Genomic DNA, 15,542 nt, shown 5'->3' on the forward strand with positions numbered 1-15,542 from the left:
TCACTGCTTTTCGGAGATGATCTGCCTGATTGCCTGCTCGAATACTTCCGCTGGTTGCCCGCCGCTCACGAGATAGCGCTTATTGAAGATGATCGCCGGCACGGAATGGATGCCCATGGCCTGGTATTCGTGCTCTTCGGCGCGAACCTCGTCCGCGAATTGCCCGCTTTCGAGTATGACGCGCGCCTTCTCGGCGTCGAGCCCGACCGAACGTGCGACATCGATCAACACGGTGCGGTCGCTCGGATCCTTCCCGTCACCATGGTAGGCCTGGAGCAAGGCGAGCTTGAGCGCAACCTGCTTGCCTTCGCTTTTCGCCCAATGAAGCAAACGGTGTGCGTCAAATGTGTTGTAGACGCGCGTTCGCTCGCCGAAACGGAAGCCGACTTGTGCGCCTCGCTCGCGAATCGTCGCTTGCGTCTCCGCGATCTGTTCTGGGGTCCGGCCGTATTTCTTCGAGAGATACTCGATGACGTTTTCGCCTCCGGGCGCCATCTCCGGATTCAGCTCGAACGGGTGCATGGCGATTCGCGCATCGACATCGCCGCCCACGCGCGCAAGCGCCTGCTGAAGCGACGAAAGTCCGATCGCACACCAGGGGCACGCGACGTCGGATACGAAATCAATTTCTAGCGGTTGGGCTGTCATTGCTAACTTCCTAGGGAATGCAGGGGAGCGTAGCATGTTGCTCCCTATGTCTGCAGGCTAGCGAATAACAACCCTTGTGTTAGCAGGACTAAAGGTGCGATTTCGATTTGGCTTGGTCGACCGATGGTCCTGAGCGCAAGCGCGGGCGGCTCACCACGTCACGCAGCCAATTGCGACTGGCGCCAAATCGCGTCGCGTAGGCTCACTCACCGTTTGCGGACGATAAGCCGATGCACCCGCTTGCCGGAAGACGAATTCACCGCCTCGGCATCGAGCAAGAACTCGGCATCGCGAAGCCCCTCTCTCACCCGCGCGGCGTCGAACGCGGCGTAGAGTCGCCCAGCGCCATCGCGAGTGGAAGCCGAATCTGCAACTCGCCAGCTCAGATACAACGTCCCCTTTGGCCTAAGAATGTCGAACAACCGAGCACAGGCTCGGGTAACCTCGTCGGCCGGCAAATGCATGACGACGGTTTCGCACAGGACGTTGTCGTAAGCGTCTTTCGCGATACCGTCCAGCGCGGGAAGCTCCGCGCGCCTAAAGACCAGCGAAGGATAATTGGCCGTGGCTTGGACGAGCAAGCCGTCGGCGGCATCGTAGCCTACAGCGGGAAAGCCATGTTCGTTGAGCCACGCGACGTCGCGTCCCGCCCCGCAACCGATGTCTGCGGTTGTGCCGCCCAGTGTGAAGTAGCGCTGCAAGAGTGCGTACATGTCGGTCGGCGCGGGCTGGTCGCGCCACTCGTGCGCAAAGCGTTTCGCGTTTGTCGAGTAGGTTTCGACGGTCTGTTTGTCCACGACGCATATCCTCGATCAAGTAGTGATGATCACGGCTGAACGAATCGCTACGGGTTTGTTTAGCGTGCCCGCGACGGAGAGTAGTTTCGACTCATGCTGCCTGGCAAGGAAGGCCAGTGATTATCCCAGTATGACGTCCAATGGCCTGCGTCGCGCTCGACGACCGGCACGCCTTCGGCACCTGTCAAAAAGATGTAAGTCCCGTCAAAACGTTGCGACGGGAACGCGCTCATATTTCACATATAGAGACTTCGAAAAGGACGGCGAGAAAGCAACCGCTCGCCTCGGGATGCCAACGAGCGCCAAAACCACCCGTGTGAGGCGCGCCAGTGATCGCAACCACCGCTCGTGCTCTGCCGCCCTTATAATCCGGCATGACTCCATTCATCTCCCATGCCGCAAGGTTCCGGCCGTCCGCTCGGGCCGCTCGATTCATCGTTCTGTCGTTCGCACATGCCTCAGCCGGTCACTCACCGTCCACGCACGCGGAATGCACGTTCCACGCGCCGCGGCCAACGATCGCATGAAAATACCCAAACGCCTTGCCCCGCTTCTCGAAGAAGGCCTGATCGACCAAGTGATCGGCCAGTTGATGAGCGGAAAAGAGGCAACCGTCTACGTCGTTCGCGTCGGCGAATCGACGCGTTGCGCGAAGGTCTACAAGGATGCGAAGCAGCGCAGCTTTCGGCAGGCCGCGTCGTATCGGGATGGCCGCAAGGTCAAGAACAGCCGGCAAGCGCGAGCCATGGAAAAAGGAACGCGCTACGGCCGTCAAATGCAGGAAGCGTCATGGCAGAACGCTGAAGTGGACGCACTGTTCCGGCTCGCCAACGCGGGTGTGCGCGTGCCGCAACCCTATATTTGCACCGACGGCGTATTGCTGATGGAGTTGGTGATCGACGAGGCGGGTGACGTCGCACCTAGGCTCAACGACGTCGATCTGACTGAAGCGCGTGCGCTCGAACTGCACGCGCTGCTGCTCAATCAGGTTGTCCGCATGCTTTGCGCGGGCGTCATTCATGGCGATCTGTCGGAATACAACATTCTGCTGGCCGCCGATGGGCCGGTGATCATCGATCTTCCGCAGGCCGTCGACGCCGCCGGCAACAACGAAGCCGCCTCGATGCTCATGCGGGACGTCGACAACCTGGCCGCGTACTTCGGACGGTTCGCACCGCAAATACTCACTGCGCGTTACGGCCCGGAGATATGGGCGCTCTTCGAAGCCGGGCGGCTGCATGTCGACGTCGAACTGACCGGACGCATCGAAGTCGACACACAACCTGTGGATCTCGATGGCGTACTGCAGGAACTCGAAGAGACGCGTCTCGAGGAAGAAGCGCGCATACGGCGACAGCAAGAACTGAGCGCCGGCCGATAAGCGTGCTCGATGTTCACCGAAGGGCGTCCCAAACGGACTGTCTTTTTGGATGTGGCCGCTCCGATACAACCGTCCTTCACCCTTGCGGCGCGGCCAGGCGCTGAAGCAATAGTCGCTGCCTGTCTCGGCAACGCCCCTCACTGTCCCGCGAACGTCACCGACCCGTCGACCGCGATCGTCGCATCGGCGAAGTCGCACTCGACATCGAGGCTTCGAACTCGCGGGCGAGCATCGCAATAGTGACTTTCGCGAACCTGGCGAGCATAACGGCCTCCGCTTCTCGCAGCGTCTCCGAAAGCTGCGCATTGACCGCCTGTTCCACAAGACATTGCGAGTGATCGCGCGAAACGAGCTCCGAGAAAAGTGTAGGTTCACCGACTGCGCGATAGACGTCCAATAACGTAATCTTCTCGAGCGGTTTCCCCAATAACCACCCCCCGCCGTGTCCCTTCTCCGACGTGACATAACCCATCTCGCGCAGACCGCCGAACAAGCGCCTCACCACTACGGCATTCGTACCAAGCATCTCGCCGAGCGCTTCCGAAGTCAGCGGGCCATCCGCATACTTCATGTGGATCAGCGCGTGCAAAACACGCGATATGCGACTGTCGGTTTTCATCTTGGAAGAGCATCTCATGAAACTTTTGACGTTGCATGAAAGTGTAGCATAGCGCTATCATGCAACTTAGAATGTTACTTGAGAAGGAGATGAGCTATGTCGGCGCATTTCGATGTCATCGTGGTCGGCGGCAGCTTCGCCGGTCTTTCGGCCGCGATGCAACTGGCGCGCGCGAAACGGCGCGTGTTAGTGCTGGATGACAGGCGTCCACGCAATCGCTTCGCACCCCACTCGCATGGGTTCCTCGGACAGGATGGCAAGGCGCCAGCCGAGATCATCGGCGAAGCGACAGCCCAACTGGCAGCGTATCCGACAGCGCGGATCGTCGTCAGGGAAGCCAGCAAGGCGGAACGCATCGGTGAGCGATTCGTCGTCACCCAAAGCGATGGCACCACTTTGAGTGCGGATCGCCTGATCCTTGCCACGGGCGTTCGCGACGAACTGCCGTCCTTGCCTGGCCTCGAAGAGCGATGGGGACTTTCAGTACTGCATTGTCCGTATTGTCACGGTTACGAAGTCGGAAACAAACGGCTCGGCGTTCTGGCCACGCATGCGCTTTCGGTCCATCAGGCGGTGCTCGTGTCCGATTGGGGACCCACGACATGGTTCACGCAAGGCATCGCCCAACCGACGCCCGAGGAGGCCGCCCTGCTCGACACCCGTAACGTGCTCATCGAGCCGACGCCCGTCGTCGAAGTCATTGGTGCGTCCCCAAACATAACGGGATTGCGTCTCACCGATGGCCGCATCGCCGCTATCGATGCGCTCTTCATCGCGCCCCGAACGCGAATGGCGAGCCCTCTCGCGGCACAGCTCGGTTGCGCATTCGAAGAAGGACCGATGGGCGCGGTTATCCGCGTGGACGAATGGAAGCAGACGAGCGTACCGGGCGTGTTCGCCGCCGGCGACGCCTCGAGTATGTGGTCGAACGCGACATTCGCATCGGCAGCGGGCGTTGCGGCAGGTGTTGCAGCTCATCGTTCACTCATCTTCGGGCTGTAGACGGTGAACGTCGATTGCGGCCGCGGCGCCACTTGCAGCAAAGGGGGCCGCCGGCAGCCTTGCTCTGTTCGCGTCCGTCGAGCAATGCCGGCCCATCAAATCCAGCGCAACGCCTCCGCGATGACATGCGTTGCGTCGCTGCCGACGCATTCGCCGTGAGCGATCAGCAGCCGCTCAGGCTCCCAATCGAGCACCTTTTGGCGCGCCGCACGGGCGGCATTGCGAGAAAGAAAACTCAGACGCCAGTCACGCGGCGTGCTGCCGTGCCGTCCGACGAGGCCGTCGAGCCGCAGCAGCAAGCCTTTCCATCCCTTGGCCGCCTCATCTGGGAAGCGCTGGATTAGATCGCCGAAGATTGCGGTGCGTGACGCGCGGTGAAAGAACACCACTTCTTCCATAGCAAACGATCCGCGAAACACGACTTGATCGATGTCGACGACCCATTCTCGGTCCGGTACGTCGCCGAGTTCGCCATCGAAGCGCACCCCCTTCATTTTCCGAGCAAGGCCAGGAGGGGCATGCAATCGTGCTTGCGGCCAACGGCTCTTCCAAGCGGGCAGCGCGAGATGATGCAGTTTGTTCGGCGACACGATATGCGCGACCGGCCCAACCGCTTCCACCGCGGCCGCCAAATTTTCCGTCAGTTCGATGGGCGACCACACCCAAGTTTCATTCGACGAGAGGCGCACGACAGCCATGCGGGTGGGATAAGGAAAGCCGTGGAACGATACCGCGGGCCCATCGGCAAAATACAAGTTCTGACCGAACGCAGTAAGCATTGATCGCGGTCTTTCACGTGGACGATTTTGTCCGTTGACTAGATGCGCACACCGATCAGACACGAAGGACCGAAGTAGGCGCGCCGTTACCCAGCGCAGATAGCGCGGAGTTCCCAGCGCCGAATAACGTGTGCGGCATCGTGTAATGATCGCTGGGGCTTTGAAACGCTCGGCTATCGCTCACCGGGGACTCCCCCGCCCGTTGCGGATCCATTCTCTCGCCACGATGGCCATGCGATCCTGCAACCAGACTCTGTGCTCGCTCCCCTGAGCGCCGCTCCGATTTCACGGCAACGGGCGAGCCGGATGCGTTCAGTTGGACGGTCTCGTCCAGAATCCGATCCGGGGCCGTGGCATTCGCGTTGCCGCAAACCGCGGTGACGAAGATCACGACAGCTTTAGTCAGCTTAGCGAAAGGTGGCCACATCATTGCCCTCGAATACCCAAGGATTACCGCCGTGCGCCCCCTGCTACGGGCCGGATCGCTGTCAACGAATACCGCACACGAGCTAAGGCCACCATCGAACCCAGCAACCTCGCGGCCAATAGTAATACGCTTGAGCAGCCGCACGTATCCTCATTTATACGTATCGACCCGCTCACAACCTCTGCGTGACAGCGCTGCGGCAGTCGCAACCGGAACGAAGCGGCGATGGCCGCATCGCTGCGGATCGAGATCGTCATGTCCTTGTGCGCCAGCGCATTGCCCGTGGGACATTACAAGCCCGATTGCAGGAACGCCCGCTGCTCACGACGGAAAGTGAAACCTTCCGATCGGCGCACGCCCTTACTAACGCTTTACGAATGCCTTATTAACGCTCCGTTGCGAAGGCGCGTCCATCTGCCGATCAGCGCCGCCCGACACTTACTTGGCGAGTCATCTGTGAACGTCGGCTAGGTCACGTGTTCTCTGCGCATCCACCACCTCGAGAAAACTCTCCATGATCTGCGCAATTTCCGCCGGAGCTTCGAGCGGTGACAGATGTCCGACTCCACGGAGAATGCGCATCGCCGCATGGGGGATACGCGGCAGCAGTTCGGCCTGCAAGGTATCGATGCGATCGACTTGATCCAATTCTCCGGAGATGACGACGGTCGGTACGGCGATAGCGCCCACCGCAGCCGTAACGTCTTCGCGCATCGCAATCTCGGGCCACGCGGCCTTCGCCTGCGCGGCGCCCTTCAAACTGTCCTCGACGACCTGCTCACGACACGTGGCATCGAGCGGTTTAGCGGTAAGGACGTGATCGATGACGAATTCGACCGATTCCCGCGATCGATAGGCCCCCGCCAAAGTCGCGCGTTGCTCCTCCGACAGAATCGTGGGCGATGGAGGCGACGGAGCAATGAGGACGAGGCCTTCGAGTCCGCGAGGCCTGCGCGACGCGATTAGTTGCGCAACTTTGCCGCCCATGGAATGACCGACGAGCACATAGCGCACCAAACCAAGCGCGTTGATGACGCCTTCCGCGTCATCGGCTAGATCCGCGATACGGTAGCCATCCACGGGCGCGTCGGATTCGCCCCAGCCTCGGTGGTCGGTCGCCACGATCCGGTAGCGGTCGGAAAGCCGATGCGCGATCAGGTCCCATGTACGGGACGAGCCGCCGTAGTAGTGCAGAAAGACCAGGGCCAGGTTGCCGTTGCCTTGCTGCGTGACATGGATGCGCGTGCCGTTCGTTTCAATTTTCATTTCGTCCACCTCGGTTCGTCGGATGGGTGGATCGTAGGCGTGCGCGCTGTATTTGATAATTGTCCGTTGGGTGGCGACAGTCGATAATGGCGTTATCGAATTGGAGAAAGCAATGGACCGGCTAACAAGTCTCGCCGTGTTCGTCGCTGCGGTGGAGGAAGGGAGCTTTGCCGCCGCCGCGCGGCGTTTCGGCTTATCGCCAGCGATGGCTGGCAAGCACGTCAGCGAGATCGAGGCTCGGCTCAATGCCCGTTTGCTTCAGCGAACCACGCGGCGCCTGAGCCTGACCGATGCAGGCCAAGCCTACTACGAACGTAGCAAGCAGATTCTCGAGGCGTTCGATGAAGCAAACCGGGAGGCCAGCGATTCTCAGGGCACGGCGCGTGGCGCCCTTCGTGTCGCAGCGCCGGTGACCTTCGGTGCGATGCACCTGGGTCAGGTCGTCGCGCGATACGTTGAAGGTCACCCGCAGGTGAATGTCCAAGTCACGCTCGGAGATCGGTATGTCGATCTGCTCGACGCAGGCATCGACGTCGCTGTCCGGATCGGTCGTCTAGATGATCCGGCGATGGTTACCCGACGGATCGCCCCATGTCGGATGGTTGTATGTGCTTCACCCGAATACATCGAGCGGCATGGCGCGCCGCGTGAGCCAAGCGACTTGCTTCGGGCGCCGAGGCTTGCCTTCAGCGAGGCCGTATCCGCGGGGGATTGGACATTGTTCGATGCGAAAAACGGAGCACACGTCATCGATGGGCCCTCGCGGATATCGGCCAACAACATGCAGATGCTGTTGTCCGCCGCTCTCGCCGGCGCCGGCATAGCGTACGGCCCAACGTTCGTCTTCGGCGAGCATCTGCGGCGTGGCGAGCTGGTGGCGCTGCTTCCGGAGCACCGCACGACCGAATTAGCGATACAAGCGGTCTACCCGAGTGCGCGGCGGATACCGTTGAAGGTGCGCCGGTTCGTCGAGTACCTTGCGCAAGCGTTTGGCGATGAGCCGCATTGGGATTCCTGATAAGGCCTACTCGAAAATAAGCGTGAAGAAAGGTGTCCCTCGCCTCACACTGCTCGGAACGGTGGAGCGTGGGCCTCGATGCGGTGCGCCCAGACGAAGGCAGCGGACGCGCCGGCGGATTCGTGTGGCCGGGCAGTTAGCAACGACAGGATCGCTTTCACCTCATCGAGGCGGCGCAGGGACCAGTCCGTACTCTGACATCACAGCAATGAGCTTTGCCCGGTCGGGCGGCTCGCCTGCATTAACGATGGCGCCGACATCGCGGAAATACTGGGCACCGATGTCGGGCGTCAGTACGATCAAGGCGCGAGCCGTATCACCGTGTGGATTGCTGAACTGATGAATCGATCCACGTGGCGAATGCATCCATTGTCCTCGGGCTAGGTCTCGGGTCACTCCGTCGACGGAATATCGAAGCACACCGTCCAGCACATACACGCACTCCTCGTTATGGGTATGGCTGTGCGGTGGAGGAACGCTCGCCCCCGGAGGCACCGTCAATTCGAATACGCCCAACCCGCCTGTGGCGGCTCCATCGATCAGGTACTGAATCGTCAGACGACCCACCGTGATCGGCTTGCTTGGGGCTGCGTCGTCGAGAGTCATTTTGGATTCCTCCTGATGAGGATTTGCGTTGGGCGCAATAATACGAGTGTAGGCGGTATTGCACCGCTTGCAGAAGGTCCGTGACGAAGTCGAATGCCATCCACTGCCCCAGCAGCGAAGGAGAGCGCTATGACGCAACGATTCGAAGCAATCATCATCGGCACCGGGCAATCCGGCCCGCCTCTCGCGGCGCGATTGTCCGGCGCCGGAATGAAGGTCGCGATAGTCGAACGAGCGCGGTTCGGCGGCACATGCGTGAACACCGGCTGCATCCCCACCAAAACGCTGATTGCCAGCGCCTATGCGGCTCATTTGGCGCGGCGTTCCGAAGAGTTCGGCGTGGTAGTCGGCGGGCCGGTCACGGTCGACATGAAGCAGGTTAAAGCACGGAAAGACCGGATTTCGGCGCACTCCAGCCAAGGTGTCGAGCAGTGGGTCCGCGGTTTGGAACACTGCACGGTCTATCGCGGCCATGCCCGCTTCGAGAGCGCATATGTGGTTCGCGTCGGCGATGAATTGCTGGAAGCGGACCGGATATTCATCAACGTCGGCGGCCGTGCGCTCATACCCGACATGCCGGGTCTGGACCAAGTCGATTACCTCACGAACTCGAGCATGATGGATCTGGACTTCGTGCCGGAGCACTTGATCGTGGTGGGCGGCAGCTATGTGGGCCTCGAATTCGGCCAGATGTATCGGCGCTTCGGCTCCCGCGTAACGATCGTCGAGAAAGGCTCGCGCCTGATCACACGCGAGGACGAAGATGTCTCGCTAGCGGTGCGGGAGATACTGGAAAGCGAGGGGATCGACATCCAGCTCGATGCAAACTGTCTCAGCGTGCGACGTGACGCAGGCAACGTGGTCGTCGGGCTGGATTGCGCCGCCGGAGCCCGTGAAGTCGGGGGCTCGCATTTGCTCCTCGCCGTCGGGCGCGTGCCCAACACCGACGATCTCGGGCTCGACCGGGCCGGCGTGGACACCGATGCACGAGGGTACATCAAAGTGGATGAGCAGTTGCGCACCAGTGTCCCGAACATCTGGGCACTAGGCGACTGTAACGGTCGCGGCGCTTTCACCCATACGTCGTACAACGACTACGAGATCGTAGCGGCCAATCTTCTCGACAACGAAACGCGCAAGGTTTCAGACCGAATCGCGGCGTACGCCATGTTCATCGACCCTCCTCTCGGCCGCGCCGGCATGACGCAAGCCGAGGCGATGCGATCGGGACGAAAGCTGATGATTGGCACCCGCCCGATGACGCGCGTCGGGCGCGCCGTGGAAAAAGGCGAAAGCAAAGGCTTCATGAAGGTGATCGTCGACGCTGAGTCCGAGCTCATTCTGGGCGCCTCGATCCTGGGTGTCACCGGCGATGAAGTGATTCACTCCCTGCTCGACGTGATGTACGCGAAGGCGCCTTATAGCACCATTACTCGCGCGATGCACATCCATCCAACCGTCTCCGAACTCGTGCCGACACTGTTGCAAGATTTGCGGCCTGTGGGATAGGAGTCGCCTCGCCGTCGATGGCGTGCGTATGGACATGTAACCCACTGGCTGGCCATTTCGGACCACCGGCGTGGCATTGGCAAAGTTTTCGTCTGGGGAAAGCCTTGCGCGCGCACCCCTAAGTAAGGCGCGGCGACAACAGGCTTTCTTCTGTATCTGTCATTTACAAACTATTTCCTGTAAAACGAGAGAATACAGGTGCTATACTGTTTTTTTCATTTACAGGTAATAGTCTGTTTCAGCGACACGCACCATGGACTACCCCGTCAAAACTCCTCAGCAGGTGCGCCCGCTCCTGGTGGGCTTTCGCAAAGCGGCCGGCTTGACACAGGCGCAGTTGGCGGCGCGCTTGGGGGTCACGCAGCAGACATATGCGCAACTCGAAGCGAAACCCGAGTCCGCCAGTCTGGATCGTCTCTATCTTGTTTTAAAGCTGCTCAACGTTAGCCTCGTTTTGACCCAGGCCTCAAGGCCGGCGACACCCGACAGTCTTGCTGCAAAGCATGTCAAAAGCGCTGAGAGGCCTGCCCCGGTGAAGCGGCCGGCTGAAATAAAGAGCGACATCAAATCGGGCACGCAGGGCACCGCCAAGACCGGCACAAAGCAAGCTATCGGTCACGCCAAGCCTCCACCGAAAAGTCGCTCCAGCGAGCCTCGCCCTATCGCCCCGGTCATCAAGAAGCGGGAGAGTTGGTAATAATGGGCCGCAGAACGCATATGAAAAGCCTGGCATTGTGGATGAATGGTCTTCCCGTCGGAACGTGGGAGATCACTCGCGACGGCGAGAAGCTAACTTATTTCGAGTCGTGGGTCGAGGATGAACAAGGGCGCCCGCTCTCGCTCTCGTTGCCGTTCACCCCCGGTAACCAGTCGTATCGCGGACAGGTCGTGTCGGCCTTTTTCGATAACCTGCTTCCCGACAGCAAGACGATTCGTGAGCGTATCGCCATACGTCACAGAACAGGGGGCACGTCTCCCTTCGAACTGCTATCGGCATTGGGCCGCGACTGCGCCGGCGCGATCCAGATGCTCCCGCCCGGCGAGCGGCCCGTCGATCTGCAGCAGATCCGCGGAGAGCCCATGAGCGAGGCTGACATCGCGCGCTTGCTGCGGGATGTCACCACTGCGCCGCTTGGGCAGCATGAGCCCATCGACGATCTTCGGCTCTCCATTGCGGGGGCGCAGGAGAAGAGCGCGCTCCTGCGGCACGGCAACCGGTGGCTCCTGCCGAAGGGCAGTACCCCCACCACACATATCCTGAAGCTCCCGCTCGGACTGGTAGGAAACATGCGTGCCGACATGCGCTCGTCGATCGAGAACGAGTGGCTGTGCTCGAAAATAGTTGCCGCCTATGGATTGCCGATTGCCCACTGCGAAGTCGCCACCTTCGAGGACCAGAAAGTGCTCGTGGTGGAGCGATTCGACCGGAGATTGGCGAGCGACGGCTCTTGGTTTCTGCGCCTTCCCCAGGAGGATATGTGCCAAGCCACAGGTACGCCTTCCAACAGCAAATACGAAGCGGATGGCGGCCCTGGTATCCAGCAGATCATGAGCATTCTCGCCGGCTCCGAACAGGCTGGAGTCGATCAGTCCAAATTCTTCAAGGCACAGATCGTTTTCTGGATCCTCGCGGCGACCGACGGGCATGCAAAAAATTTCAGCATCGCTCATCTCCATTCAAACCGTTACGCAGCCACGCCGCTCTACGACGTGCTGTCCGCCCACCCGATCATCGGGACCGGACGGAACCAGATCTCTCCACGCAGAATCAAGCTCTCGATGGCGGTGCGCAGCAAGAATGCGCACTACCTTATCAGCGAGATCCGTCGTCGTCATTGGGTTGCGCAAGGTCAGTGCGTCACCCTGGCGCCCGAGGAGGTCGAGGAAATGATCGACACACTAACCGGAATGACAGAGGCCGTTATCGACAACGTAGCGGCCCGGTTGCCGAAAGGTTTTCCGCAAGACGTCTCGAACAAAATCTTCGAAGGCATGCGAAGGCAAAGCAAAAAGCTCGCTGCGCAATAGGCGCCGAGATGCACGCCGTAGCGGTGTTGTGTCGGATCAATGTATCGCGAAATGGCGGTAGAACAATCGCTTCATCCATTCCACGGCGACCAAATAGCAGAGCAGCATCGCTAGTAAAATCAGGAAGAACTGAGGCGGCGGTGCGACGAAGCCGAGAAGCGCAGCAACCGGCATGAAGGGCAATGCGCCCGCGATTAGCACGACCGCGAGCGAAGTGATGGTCAACACACGACTTGGCCGGCTCTTGAATGGGCTGCCCTGGGTTCTAATGACAAATATCACCAATACCTGGGTCGCAATCGACTCAATAAACCAGCCAGTATGAAATAACGCCTCGCCCGCATTGAACGCCTTCAGCATGATGAAAAACGTCAAGAAATCGAAGAGCGAACTCACTGGGCCGACCACCCACATGAAATTGCGAATGAACTTCGTATCCCAATGCTTTGGATGGGTAAGGAAATCGTCATCCACGTTATCCATCGGAATAGGCAGTTCCGAAACATCGTAAAGCAGATTGTTGAGAAGAATCTGCGCCGGCAGCATCGGCAAAAAGGCGAGAAACATCGTTGCACCCGCCATGCTGAACATGTTGCCGAAATTCGAGCTGGTTCCCATCATGATGTACTTCATGATGTTGGCGAAGGTCCGTCGGCCTTCCAACACGCCGGCACGCAATACGTTCAAGTCCTGCCGCAGCAAGATCATCGCCGCCGCCGCCTTGGCCACGTCTACGGCGCTATCGACCGAAATGCCGATATCCGCGGAATGAAGCGAGGGTGCGTCATTGATGCCATCGCCAAGATAGCCGACGGTATGCCCGTGTGCTTTCAAGCTCAGGATGACGCGGTTTTTCTGCGCCGGCGTGACACGGCAAAGCAGGTTGGCCTTCTTTAGCTGCGCCGCCAGCGCGGTGTCGTCCAATTGCTGGATCTCGTTGCCGTTGAGCACCCCCGTGACGGGCATGCCAAGTTGCGTCAGCACGTGTCGGGTGACCAACTCGCTATCACCGGTGACGATTTTGACTTCCACGCCAATTTCCGCCAAGTCTCTGAGCGCTTTGGCCGCGCTGGGCTTAGGGGGATCGAGGAAAGCCGCAAAGCCGGCGAAGATCAGCTCGGTTTCATCACTCAGTACCGCGTGCGGGTAGTCCGGCGCGACCGATCGCCACGCTATGCCAAGCACTTTGAAGCCGTCTCTCCCAAGAGAGTCGTGCAATGCCTGGATGGTCGCCAGCGCGGCTTCATCCAGAGGTTGCACCTCCAGTGCCTCGCCACGGGCGTATTGCGTGGAAAGTTTGAGAATGTCTTCCGGCGCCCCCTTGACCACCAGCAACCGCTGCTGAGCGTCGTCGACCAACACCGAGACACGCCTGCGCTCGAAATCGAACGGCACCTCGTCGATCTTGCGCCAATGGCCCACCTCGATCTCCTTGTGCTCGAGGATGGCGGCGTCCAAGGGGCTTTTCAGGCCGGTTTCAAAATAACTATTGAGGTAAGCCAACTGCAGCACCTGCTCGCTATCTCGCCCTTGTGCATCCAAATGTCGTTCCAAATGGATGCGTGCCTCGGTCAGCGTGCCGGTCTTGTCGGTGCATAGGACGTCCATGCTGCCGAGATTATGAATCGCGGCGAGCTGCTTTACGATGACGTGCTGCCGGGCCATGCGCAGTGCGCCGCGAGAGAGCGTTACCGTCACCACCATCGGTAGGAGTTCAGGCGTCAGCCCGACCGCAAGCGCAATAGCGAAGAGAAACGACTCCAGGAAGGGGCGATGGAACAGCGCATTGACCAGAAACACGAAAAGCACTAGCAGCACGGTCAAGCGCATGATCAACATGCCAAAACTATGCGTACCCGACTCAAAAGCCGTGGGCGGAGCCTTGGACACGAGCGATTCCGCAACGTTGCCAACGGCTGTATCCGCACCAATCCGGCACACCATTGCCTTTGCCAACCCGCTGATCACGGACGTACCCATGAAGACAGCGTTCTCGGCTTGGCTGAGGTCGCCCGTCGGCTCGGCAAGGTCGGCCGCATGCTTCTCAACCGGGTAGGATTCGCCCGTCAGCAATGCCTGGTTGACAAAAAAATCCTTGGCCTCGATCAAGCGGCAATCTGCCGGCATGAGATCGCCAGCGGCAAGCAGAACGACATCGCCAGGAACCAGCGTGGCGATCGGCATGTCCTGCGGATGTCCGTCGCGCATCACGTTTGCGCGAACGGCAACCGTTTGCTTGAGCTGTTCCGCCGCTCGCCCGGCGCGATACTCCTGAACGAAATCGAGGGTCACGCTAACAAGAACGATGACCCATATGACCACGAATCCGGTGACTTCGCCAGTTAGCGCCGACACGGCACTGGCCGCGAGCAGGATCATCACCAGCGGATTTCTGAAGTGGGTCAGATACTGCAGCAATAGAGGGCGTTCACCGCGCGACCGCAGTGTATTGGGGCCGAAGCGCATTGCCCTTTGGTATGCTTCCGCCTGGCTCAAGCCCTCAGGCGATGAGGCCAAACCCGCCTGGAGTGCGGCAAAAGGCTGGTTCCAAAAGTGGGATTCCGGACGATCCATTGGATTTACCTTCTGCGGCAACCGCGCGTTCGGCCAGGCAAACAAAGACGGCCGGAGGTCAACACGTTAGCACAAGAGGCCGTGGCGTCCGAGTGGGCCAGTCCTTGCCGCTTGGCTCCCGGTTGCCCATGACTGCTGCGCCGCATCCTCGTGCACAATACGTCGGTATGGTCGGTGCGGCTTCACGTGACGACGCAACGACATGGACCGCCGATGCGGGCGAGTCAGGGGATCAACGATGTAACGATCTCGCTGAAAACCCCTCCCGTTCCTCGGCCCGCCACCCTTGGCGCTATGCCTTGCGCGCTACATCCCATCGCGATCCCTTGCTAGAGACAGGGATCGTCTCGGTTGCGCCCGCGCCATCACATGAACGTCCCACTACTGATCGGCGTCACGATATTCGTGGTAGTCGCGGTAGCGATCCCGACTGCCATTCTTGGTCTCAGGCGATGGGGCGAGCGCCGGCCGATTGCGTGGGTCAGCAAATGGCTGGGCGCAACAGACCTCCTTCGGGAACTGATCGATGCGCCGACGGAGCGCCTGGGTAGCCCTCGCTTGCTGATACAGACCGTGGGCTTTCAACTCGCAATATTCACGTTCGACACACGGACGCTTTGGCTCGTGTTCAATGAGCGCATCCGTGGGCATGCTCAGTTTGCTCGGCGTGTCTGTCGCAGCGGCGCTGGCCGCGACGCTCTTGCTGCGTGGAATGACGTTCTGGCTGCCGATGTTGCCCGGCGTCTGGCTTGCACGACGCGAGATTGGACGCGCCTAGTGGCGTTGCCGAAAGCGCAGCGGCGACCTGCGCTGACGTAGCAGCTTTGCTCGTTCCATAAAAGGCTAGATTTCCGTATTTGGTTTTTCAAAGCGCAATGTCTTGGCGGT

14 protein-coding genes are annotated in these 15,542 nt (G+C 60.0%); 7 read left to right on the top strand and 7 right to left on the bottom strand.

From position 1 onward, the window contains the following. Positions 1-648: a DsbA family oxidoreductase gene (locus MMB74_RS10335; RefSeq protein WP_277428526.1), complete on the bottom strand. Its 648-nt coding sequence runs from the start codon at positions 646-648 to the stop codon at positions 1-3. A 206-nt stretch (positions 649-854) separates the two neighbouring features. After that, positions 855-1,445 (bottom strand): class I SAM-dependent methyltransferase, encoded by a 591-nt coding sequence (locus MMB74_RS10340; protein ID WP_277428527.1) that lies wholly within the window; start codon positions 1,443-1,445, stop codon positions 855-857. A gap of 523 nt (positions 1,446-1,968) precedes the next feature. Here MMB74_RS10340 and MMB74_RS10345 point away from each other — a divergent pair. Next, a complete protein-coding gene (locus MMB74_RS10345; protein ID WP_277428528.1) occupies positions 1,969-2,826 on the top strand; it encodes a PA4780 family RIO1-like protein kinase in 858 nt (285 codons plus the stop codon). 154 nt (positions 2,827-2,980) lie between these two features. On the opposite strand, the gene MMB74_RS10350 is transcribed toward MMB74_RS10345, so the two are convergent. Next, complete coding sequence (locus MMB74_RS10350; RefSeq protein WP_277428529.1) at positions 2,981-3,445, bottom strand: Rrf2 family transcriptional regulator; 465 nt, start codon at positions 3,443-3,445, stop codon at positions 2,981-2,983. A gap of 96 nt (positions 3,446-3,541) precedes the next feature. On the opposite strand from MMB74_RS10350, the gene MMB74_RS10355 reads away from it, so the two are divergent. Next, positions 3,542-4,447 carry an NAD(P)/FAD-dependent oxidoreductase gene (locus MMB74_RS10355; protein WP_277428530.1) on the top strand — a complete coding sequence of 302 codons (906 nt, stop codon included), beginning with the start codon at positions 3,542-3,544 and terminating at the stop codon, positions 4,445-4,447. 95 nt (positions 4,448-4,542) lie between these two features. On the opposite strand, the gene MMB74_RS10360 is transcribed toward MMB74_RS10355, so the two are convergent. Together MMB74_RS10360 and MMB74_RS10365 are read right to left on the bottom strand one after the other, a co-directional pair. After that, positions 4,543-5,226, bottom strand: coding sequence for a DUF4336 domain-containing protein (locus MMB74_RS10360; protein WP_277428531.1), 684 nt, complete (start codon positions 5,224-5,226; stop codon positions 4,543-4,545). An 877-nt stretch (positions 5,227-6,103) separates the two neighbouring features. Next, on the bottom strand, positions 6,104-6,919 hold the full coding sequence (locus MMB74_RS10365) for an alpha/beta hydrolase (protein WP_277428532.1): 816 nt from the start codon (positions 6,917-6,919) through the stop codon (positions 6,104-6,106). 112 nt (positions 6,920-7,031) lie between these two features. Here MMB74_RS10365 and MMB74_RS10370 point away from each other — a divergent pair, with 112 nt between their 5' ends. Continuing rightward, entirely contained in the window at positions 7,032-7,937 is a 906-nt protein-coding gene (locus tag MMB74_RS10370) for a LysR family transcriptional regulator (RefSeq protein WP_277428533.1), read from the top strand. A gap of 162 nt (positions 7,938-8,099) precedes the next feature. On the opposite strand, the gene MMB74_RS10375 is transcribed toward MMB74_RS10370, so the two are convergent. Next, entirely contained in the window at positions 8,100-8,543 is a 444-nt protein-coding gene (locus MMB74_RS10375) for a cupin domain-containing protein (RefSeq protein WP_277428534.1), read from the bottom strand. 129 nt (positions 8,544-8,672) lie between these two features. Here MMB74_RS10375 and MMB74_RS10380 point away from each other — a divergent pair, with 129 nt between their 5' ends. The 3 genes from MMB74_RS10380 to MMB74_RS10390 all read left to right on the top strand — a co-directional run bounded on the left by MMB74_RS10380 (position 8,673) and on the right by MMB74_RS10390 (position 12,080). Next, complete coding sequence (locus MMB74_RS10380; RefSeq protein WP_277428535.1) at positions 8,673-10,052, top strand: FAD-containing oxidoreductase; 1,380 nt, start codon at positions 8,673-8,675, stop codon at positions 10,050-10,052. A gap of 253 nt (positions 10,053-10,305) precedes the next feature. Beyond that, complete coding sequence (locus MMB74_RS10385; protein WP_277428536.1) at positions 10,306-10,749, top strand: helix-turn-helix domain-containing protein; 444 nt, start codon at positions 10,306-10,308, stop codon at positions 10,747-10,749. 2 nt (positions 10,750-10,751) lie between these two features. Continuing rightward, positions 10,752-12,080, top strand: a complete 1,329-nt coding sequence (locus tag MMB74_RS10390) for a type II toxin-antitoxin system HipA family toxin (RefSeq protein ID WP_277428537.1) — start codon at positions 10,752-10,754, stop codon at positions 12,078-12,080. A 36-nt stretch (positions 12,081-12,116) separates the two neighbouring features. Here the strand turns inward: MMB74_RS10390 and mgtA are convergent, their stop codons facing one another. Then, positions 12,117-14,654, bottom strand: a complete 2,538-nt coding sequence (mgtA, locus tag MMB74_RS10395; protein ID WP_277428538.1) for a magnesium-translocating P-type ATPase — start codon at positions 14,652-14,654, stop codon at positions 12,117-12,119. A gap of 631 nt (positions 14,655-15,285) precedes the next feature. Here mgtA and MMB74_RS10400 point away from each other — a divergent pair. Next, on the top strand, positions 15,286-15,432 hold the full coding sequence (locus tag MMB74_RS10400) for a hypothetical protein (protein WP_277428539.1): 147 nt from the start codon (positions 15,286-15,288) through the stop codon (positions 15,430-15,432). Positions 15,433-15,542 lie beyond the last annotated feature (110 nt).

This window comes from Trinickia sp. Y13, from assembly GCF_029522115.1.
Taxonomy (GTDB): Bacteria; Pseudomonadota; Gammaproteobacteria; order Burkholderiales; family Burkholderiaceae; genus Trinickia.